The organism is Schaalia turicensis ACS-279-V-Col4 (genome assembly GCF_000296505.1).
Taxonomy (GTDB): Bacteria; Actinomycetota; Actinomycetes; order Actinomycetales; family Actinomycetaceae; genus Pauljensenia; species Pauljensenia turicensis_A.
Genome location: NZ_JH815208.1, coordinates 846464 through 853649, shown reverse-complemented (window position 1 = coordinate 853649; position 7186 = coordinate 846464). Strand labels below are relative to the sequence as shown.

Here is a 7186-nt window from a genome sequence, read left to right as displayed (position 1 = left end):
CAGTCATTTTAAGAAGTGCGAGAAACCCCGCCATTCCAACAAAAACCCCGCCACCTCAACGAGGTAGCGGGGTAAACGTGGAGATGGGGGGAATCGAACCCCCGTCCGACGGCCGGCCCCGAGGTCTTCTCCGGGCGCATCCTGCTATTGATTTCTTAGCTTGTGACGTCATGCAGGCCTGCTGTCAGCGAAGCTCAGTCGATGAAGTGTCGGAGCGCGCCCACCGACATGGCGCGCACCCAGTGGCCCCCTGAATGACGCCAGACACCAGGCTGAGGGCACCACCTGGGCTGACGGACTAAAGGTTCACGCGGCGATATCAGGCGGCGAGAACGTAGTCGGTGCGGTTCTGTTCGGCACCTATTGGTTTGCACGCAGCGTTAACGAGTTGAGCGCACATTCTCGGCCCGCTTCCCCTCGATCGACGACCGCCGTCGAAACCGATCATCCCCTATTGAGTTCTTCACTCACCGGCAAACAGACTGCCAGGTTGGCTCTTCAACGAAATCCTCAAACTCATCGAAGAACCGTTTCCAACCGTTCTGCCAGACATCCAAGAATAACCCCGCTTACGCGAAGTTTCAACAGCTAGCGCAATGCCAGCTAGCGTAATGCCAGCAAACGCAAGGTTTCAGCAGAAAGCGCACCACGCACGAAGCTGGCACCCGCTACCTGTACGCTACTTGTAGTTCGGTCGCTTCGTGTAGGCGCGCATCGCGCGTTCAGCTTCACGCTTATCCTGCGCCTCGCGCAAAGACTGGCGCTTGTCCCATTCCTGCTTGCCTTTGGCCAGCGCGATCTCAACTTTGGCGCGACCGCCGATGAAGTAGAGCTCCAGTGGGACGACCGTGTAGCCCTTGGCCTGCACCTTCTGGCCGATCCGCTCAATTTCTGAGGCGTGCAGTAGCAGCTTACGCTTCCGCGTTGGCGCATGATTGTTCCAGGAGCCCTGCGCGTACATCGGAATGTTCGCGCCGTACAGCCATGCTTCGCCGTCTTTGACCTCAACCCACGAGTCGATCAGCGACGCGCGCCCCATCCGCAGAGCTTTCACTTCGGTACCCGACAGGACAAGACCGGCTTCCCACGTATCTTCGATCAGATAGTCGTGGCGCGCCTTCTTGTTCCGCGCGATCGTCTTCTTCGCGTCCGATGCAGCTTTGCGCTTCTCGCCTTCGGTCAGCTTCGGCTTCTTCCAGTCTTTCGGCATCGTGCACCTCCTTTCTTTGATTGACGAGGCCACGCCCCGCCACTCAAGGCGTTAATTCTAACGCCTCCGCGGGCAGGGGTCTTGCTCACGCCTCGTAAAATGCCAGTATCAATGGAAGGCGGGGACAAGCTGAGCTTGTCCCCGCCTTCTGACTCAGCCAATCATCAGATCAGCGAGTCGCATTGGCTTACAAGTACCCCATCGGGTCAACGTTCACGCCGTTCTGCAGAACACCGAAGTGCAGGTGGCAACCGGTGGCATAGCCGGTCATGCCGACCTCGCCAAGCACTGTTCCGGCACTAACCGACTGTCCGGGCGAAACATAGATGCGTTGCATGTGCAGGTATTCGGTGATCACGGAGTTACCGCCGAGCATTCCGTGGTTCACGTCCACGTAGTTGCCGGCAGAGATACTGCTTGAAACATCCAGAACAACGCCGGATGTCATCGCGTAGACGGGCTCACCGCACTGCGCAGCGAGGTCAACGCCCGAGTGGTACTTCTGATAGCCGAGCACAGGGTGCATACGCCAGCCGAAGGGCGACGTAATAATCATCGAGCTGTCTTGAACCGGGTTATGGAAACCGCTCGCATTCGCCGACGAGTAGATCCTGTTCGCAGCCCTGTTAGTCGCATCGATCTCTTGAATCTTCGCGGTCTGAGCATCATAGTCAGCCTGTGCCTGAGCCAGCTGTTGGTTCACTTCGGACTTCTTGGAGTCCCACTCCGCTTGCTTCACTTGGGCGTCAGCTTTAGCTTTTTCTAGGGCGTCAACGCCCGCTTGGGCTTCAGCTTCTGCCGCCGCAGCGTCATCAAGGGCCTTCTGAGCTTGAGCTTCAAGTGCTGCCACGCGGTCAGAGATTGCTTGCTGGCGACTTGCTTGGCTACGTTGGGTCGCTTTCATTTCCATCGCAGCGTTGAGCGCTTGGGCTTGAGAACGGGCCATGGCGTCAGCTGCTGATGCTCGATCGTCAATTGACTCGGTTCCACTCTTCGTCAGGGCAAGCAGGACTGCAGAACTAGTGCCGTCCTGGTACATGGAGCGAGCCAAGTTACCGATCGCCTTGTTGGCTTCCTCTTGGCGTGACGAGGAAGCGTGGACCTCTTCGTCAATCTCAGCTTTCTTCGCTTGAGCGACCTGAAGTTGTCCCATTGCGACTTCGTGTTCACGATTCGCAGCATCGCGCTTCGCCTGAGTGGCCTCCAGTGCTTTCTGAGCAGCAGGAATCTGCGCGTTTGCTGCTTCAAGGTCGTAGAAGAGCTGCGAGAGTGTCGCATCAATACCCTCAATCTCAGTCTTGAGATTAGAAACTTGCTGAGCCGCGGCATCCTGTTTGCTCACAGCATCATCTCGCTCGTCAGCATTCGCGGGAATAAAGCTGTACATGCACAGCGCACCAATCGATGCGCTCCATGCAACTGCAACAGGAACGTGAAGACGAATCGACTTCTTCATGATCAGACCTTCGTGTATTTAGCCAAGGAAACTGCGGACGCGATCAGTGCCAACGCAACCGCTGCGAGGATAAGGATCGGCGTCATAATCCACACTTGGGTGGCGCCGATAAAGCTGGTCCAGCTGAATGACGGAGCCAACCAGCCTTGGACAAGGAAGTGAACGCCGGCGAACAGTGTTCCCACTGCCAGGATTGCGCCGGCGATTGCGGCAAGCGCACCTTCGATCATGAAGGGTGCTTGGATGAACAGGTTCGAGGCACCGACGTAACGCATAATTTGTGTTTCCGTCTCGCGACTCATTGCCGACAGGCGGATCGTGGTCGAAATCAGCAGGATGGCGGCGATAATCATGACACCACCCAGGCCGAGGGCCATCAGGCGCGCAGCGTCAATGACGTTGAACAGCGGCTCGATAATTTCGCGCTGGTCTTTCACCTGGGAAACACCGGCAGCACCGGAGAATTCTTCCTTGATGATTGAGTACTGCTCGGGGTCAACGAGCTTCACGCGGAAGGAAACGGGCATCATGTCTACCGTTGTCCATTCGCTGATCGTGGAATCACCGTAGAGCTTCAAGTAGTTTTCGTACGCTTCTTCCTTGGATTCTTCGTATACGTTCTTCACGTACTGCGACATTTCCGCGGAATTGAGCTTGTCACGAACGGCGCTGATCTGAGCCTCGGTTGCTTCCGTTGCGTTACAGGACGGCGTTGCATCGTCGGTGGCGCACATGTAGATCGAGACCTCAATCTTGTCGTACCACTGCGATTTCATCTGCATGACCTGCATCTGCGATAGGCCAGCAACACCGACGAATAGGAGGGAAACGTAGGTGACGATGATGACGGCGACGGACATTGCACGGTTGCGCGCCAGTCCCTTGCCGACTTCAGAGAGAATAAAACGAAGCTTCATGGTTAGTTCACCGCCCCGTAGACGCCACGCGACTGGTCTCGGATGACGTGACCGCCTTGTAGCTCGATGACGCGCTTGCGCATCTGGTTCACGATGTCGGCGTCGTGGGTTGCCATGACAACCGTGGTCCCCTGGCGGTTAATACGATCCAGAAGACGCATGATGCCAAGCGAGGTATCGGGGTCGAGGTTACCGGTGGGCTCATCCGCCAGTAGCAGTTCGGGACGGTTCACCATTGCGCGTGCGATTGCGACGCGCTGTTCTTCACCACCGGAGAGTTCGTGGGGCAGGCGGTTTTCCTTACCTGCCAGATCGACCAACGCCAGTGCTTCTGGGACGGCGGTCTTAATAGCGTGCTTCGGCTTACCAATCACCTGCATTGCGAGCGCGACGTTTTCGTACACGGTCTTTGATGGGAGCAAGCGGAAATCCTGGAAGACGGTTCCGACTTGACGGCGAAGTCCTGGCACCGCCCAGTTACGGAGCTTGGAGACCTCTTTGCCGAGGACCCACACGTGACCGGAGGTTGCTTTAATTTCGCGCATCACAAGCTGAAGGAAGGTGGATTTGCCCGAGCCGGACTTACCGACAAGGAATACGAATTCTCCCCGTTCAACTTCCAAAGACACATGGTCGAGCGCAGGCTTCGCACCTGCGGTGTACACCATGGTTACGTCATCAAATCGAATCATTAGGCCGTCCAATTGAAGGTTATGGTCTCAATCAGACTAGGCAAGGTTTTCTAACGCGGGCTGAAGCGACACGCGCCGGATTCAGTTCCGTCCCCGCCACCTGTTAAAAAGGTGACGAGGGCGATACTTTCAGCGTTTTCTAGCCAGCTGCTTCGCCGTGGCGCGAGCTTACGCTTCAGTGCAGTATGTCGACCGTGATCGACGAGGCCGACCAGCGTTCGCTTCTTTTCCCTGACTCGGGATCGGATCAGGTCAGGCCTCTGCCTGTTCGTTCGCTTGGTTCTTGCGCCAGCGGATGCCTGCGTTAATGAAGCCGTCAATGTCGCCATCGAAAACGTTCTGCGGGCTACCGGATTCGAACTGGGTACGAAGGTCTTTCACCATCGTGTAGGGCTGGAGAACGTAGGAACGCATCTGGTCACCCCACGATGCCTTCACATCACCGGCGAGTTCCTTCTTCTTCGCCTGTTCTTCTTCATGACGAAGAACAAGAAGTCGGGATTGGAGGACTCGAAGAGCGGCCGCCCGGTTCTGAATCTGCGACTTTTCGTCCTGCATCGACACGACAATGCCGGTTGGAATGTGCGTCATACGAACAGCGGAGTCGGTCGTGTTCACGGACTGACCACCGGGACCGGACGAGCGGAAGACGTCGATCTTCAGTTCGTTTTCCGGAATTTCGATATGGTCGGTGGATTCGATCAGCGGGATAACTTCGACTGCCGCGAAGGAGGTCTGGCGACGCCCCTGATTGTCGAAGGGGCTGATTCGGACCAGACGGTGAGTGCCTGCTTCAACCGAGAGGGTGCCGTAGGCGTAGGGAGCCTGGACTTCGAAGGTTGCCGACTTCAAGCCAGCTTCTTCGGCATAAGACGTATCCATCACCTTGGTCGGGTAGCCGTGGCGTTCTGCCCAACGCAGGTACATACGAAGCAGAATCTCTGCGAAGTCAGCGGCATCAACACCACCTGCGCCGGAGCGGATCGTGATGACAGCATTGCGCTCGTCGTACTCACCATCAAGCAGGGTACGAATTTCAAGGTCGGAGATATCGGCCTTCAACGTGACAAGATCTCCGTCGGCTTCTTCCAGGATCTCTGCGGATTCTTCAGGATCTTCACCTGCCATTTCAACCATGGCTTCAAGATCATCGATGCGATCCACCATCTTGGTCACGCGATCGAGTTCGCTTTGACGATGGCTGAGGGCCGAGGTCACTTCCTGGGCGTGTGACGGGTCATCCCACAAATCGGGGGCCGTTGCCTGCTTCTCGAGGTCTTCAATTTGGCTACGGAGCTTATCGGGTTGGACGACCGCGAGGACGTTCTCCATAGTCGTACGCAGGTTCTGGATCTCTTCTGAAAATTCTGTAGCCACGCCACTACACTAGTCGATTCAGAGCATCTGGTAGATACACCACCGCCCAGTAGCGGTATGAGGTTCAACCTACACACCGCCACCAGGCAGGGTTTGAAGCGTTCAGATGCTCACAATACGGCTAATCAGATCAGACCAAAATCAACCATCGAGTCAGCAACCTTCAGGAAGCCTGCAAGGTTTGCGCCAGCAACATAGTCTCCGGCCACACCGTATTCTTCAGCAGTTGCAACCGAGTTTGCGTGGATGTTCACCATGATCTGATGAAGCTTCGCGTCGGTTTCCTCGAACGTCCACTGCGTACGACCCGAGTTCTGTTGCATTTCCAGAGCGGAGGTGGCAACACCACCCGCGTTCGACGCCTTGCCGGGAGCGTAGGCAACACCCGCGGACTGCAGGGCTTCAATCGCTTCCGGGGTGGTCGGCATGTTTGCGCCCTCGGCGACCAGCTGGACGCCGCTCTTAATCAGGGTGTTCGCGGCCTCAACGGGGAGTTCGTTCTGAGTTGCACACGGCAGAGCGACATCACACGGCAGATCCCAGATGGAACCGCCCGAAACAAATCGCGCCGACGAACGCTCGCTGGCATAGTCGGAAACGCGGCCTCGTTGAACTTCCTTGATGTCCTTCAAAAGTGCAACGTCGATGCCAGCCTCATCCACCACGTAGCCGGAGGAGTCCGAGACGGCGATGACAGTCGCGCCCAGCTGCTGAGCCTTTTCAGTCGCGTAGATGGCAACGTTCCCGGAGCCGGAAACGACGACCTTCTTGCCGTCGAACGAGGTGCCCTTCGACTTCAGCATTTCCTCGGCAAAGTAGACCAAGCCGTAGCCGGTTGCTTCGGTACGCGCGAAGGAACCGCCCCAGTTCAGCCCCTTGCCCGTCAGGACACCCGCATCGTAACGGTTGGTGATGCGCTTGTACTGGCCGAAGAGGTAGCCGATCTCGCGGCCACCAACACCGATGTCACCTGCGGGAACGTCGGTGTCGGGACCGATGTGGCGGTAGAGCTCAGTCATGAAGGACTGGCAGAAACGCATGACCTCAGCATCGGACTTACCCTTCGGGTCGAAGTCGGAGCCACCTTTGCCACCACCAATTGGCAGGCCGGTCAGGGAGTTCTTGAAGATCTGTTCGAAGCCAAGGAACTTAATGATCGACAGGTTGACGGACGGGTGGAAGCGCAGACCGCCCTTGTACGGGCCGATCGCGGAGTTGAACTCAACGCGGTAGCCACGGTTCACCTGGATCTTGCCGTTGTCGTCCATCCAAGGGACACGGAACATGATCTGGCGTTCCGGTTCGACAACGCGCTTAAAGATCTCAAGGTCAGCGTATTCAGGCTTGCGTTCGGCAAGCGGAGCAATCGTCAGCAGGACCTCGTAGACGGCCTGGTGGAATTCGGGCTGACCCGGGTCGCGGGCAACAACGGCCTCGTAAACAGGTCGAAGAGTGTCGGACAAACGATTCATATCAAGTGTGCTCATGCCCTAATTATGGGCACGTATTACACATACTTGACCATCCCTTTCCA

At 56.9% G+C, this 7186-nt stretch carries 6 protein-coding genes and 1 other RNA gene; all 7 read right to left on the bottom strand.

The genetic code is table 11. The annotated features are described in order from the left end of the window. Positions 1-75 precede the first annotated feature (75 nt). Positions 76-452, bottom strand: a transfer-messenger RNA (tmRNA) gene (gene ssrA, locus HMPREF9241_RS09035). A gap of 227 nt (positions 453-679) precedes the next feature. Further along, positions 680-1210, bottom strand: a complete 531-nt coding sequence (smpB, locus tag HMPREF9241_RS03675) for an SsrA-binding protein SmpB (protein ID WP_006680933.1) — start codon at positions 1208-1210, stop codon at positions 680-682. A 187-nt stretch (positions 1211-1397) separates the two neighbouring features. After that, entirely contained in the window at positions 1398-2666 is a 1269-nt protein-coding gene (locus HMPREF9241_RS03670; RefSeq protein ID WP_006680932.1) for a peptidoglycan DD-metalloendopeptidase family protein, read from the bottom strand. Between the two features lie 2 nt (positions 2667-2668). Continuing rightward, positions 2669-3583, bottom strand: coding sequence for a permease-like cell division protein FtsX (gene ftsX, locus HMPREF9241_RS03665; RefSeq protein WP_006680931.1), 915 nt, complete (start codon positions 3581-3583; stop codon positions 2669-2671). Between the two features lie 2 nt (positions 3584-3585). After that, positions 3586-4275, bottom strand: a complete 690-nt coding sequence (gene ftsE, locus HMPREF9241_RS03660; protein WP_006680930.1) for a cell division ATP-binding protein FtsE — start codon at positions 4273-4275, stop codon at positions 3586-3588. 252 nt (positions 4276-4527) lie between these two features. Beyond that, positions 4528-5652 carry a peptide chain release factor 2 gene (gene prfB, locus HMPREF9241_RS03655; protein WP_006680929.1) on the bottom strand — a complete coding sequence of 375 codons (1125 nt, stop codon included), beginning with the start codon at positions 5650-5652 and terminating at the stop codon, positions 4528-4530. A gap of 125 nt (positions 5653-5777) precedes the next feature. Beyond that, entirely contained in the window at positions 5778-7139 is a 1362-nt protein-coding gene (gene gdhA, locus HMPREF9241_RS03650; protein WP_040318377.1) for an NADP-specific glutamate dehydrogenase, read from the bottom strand. Between the last annotated feature and the right edge of the window lie 47 nt (positions 7140-7186).

Coding starts and splice junctions, on each gene's coding strand:
- ftsE (WP_006680930.1), bottom strand. CDS start 4,275: ATGATTCGATTTGATGACGTAACCATGGTGTACACCGCAGGTGCGAAG.
- ftsX (WP_006680931.1), bottom strand. CDS start 3,583: ATGAAGCTTCGTTTTATTCTCTCTGAAGTCGGCAAGGGACTGGCGCGC.
- gdhA (WP_040318377.1), bottom strand. CDS start 7,139: ATGAGCACACTTGATATGAATCGTTTGTCCGACACTCTTCGACCTGTT.
- smpB (WP_006680933.1), bottom strand. CDS start 1,210: ATGCCGAAAGACTGGAAGAAGCCGAAGCTGACCGAAGGCGAGAAGCGC.
- HMPREF9241_RS03670 (WP_006680932.1), bottom strand. CDS start 2,666: ATGAAGAAGTCGATTCGTCTTCACGTTCCTGTTGCAGTTGCATGGAGC.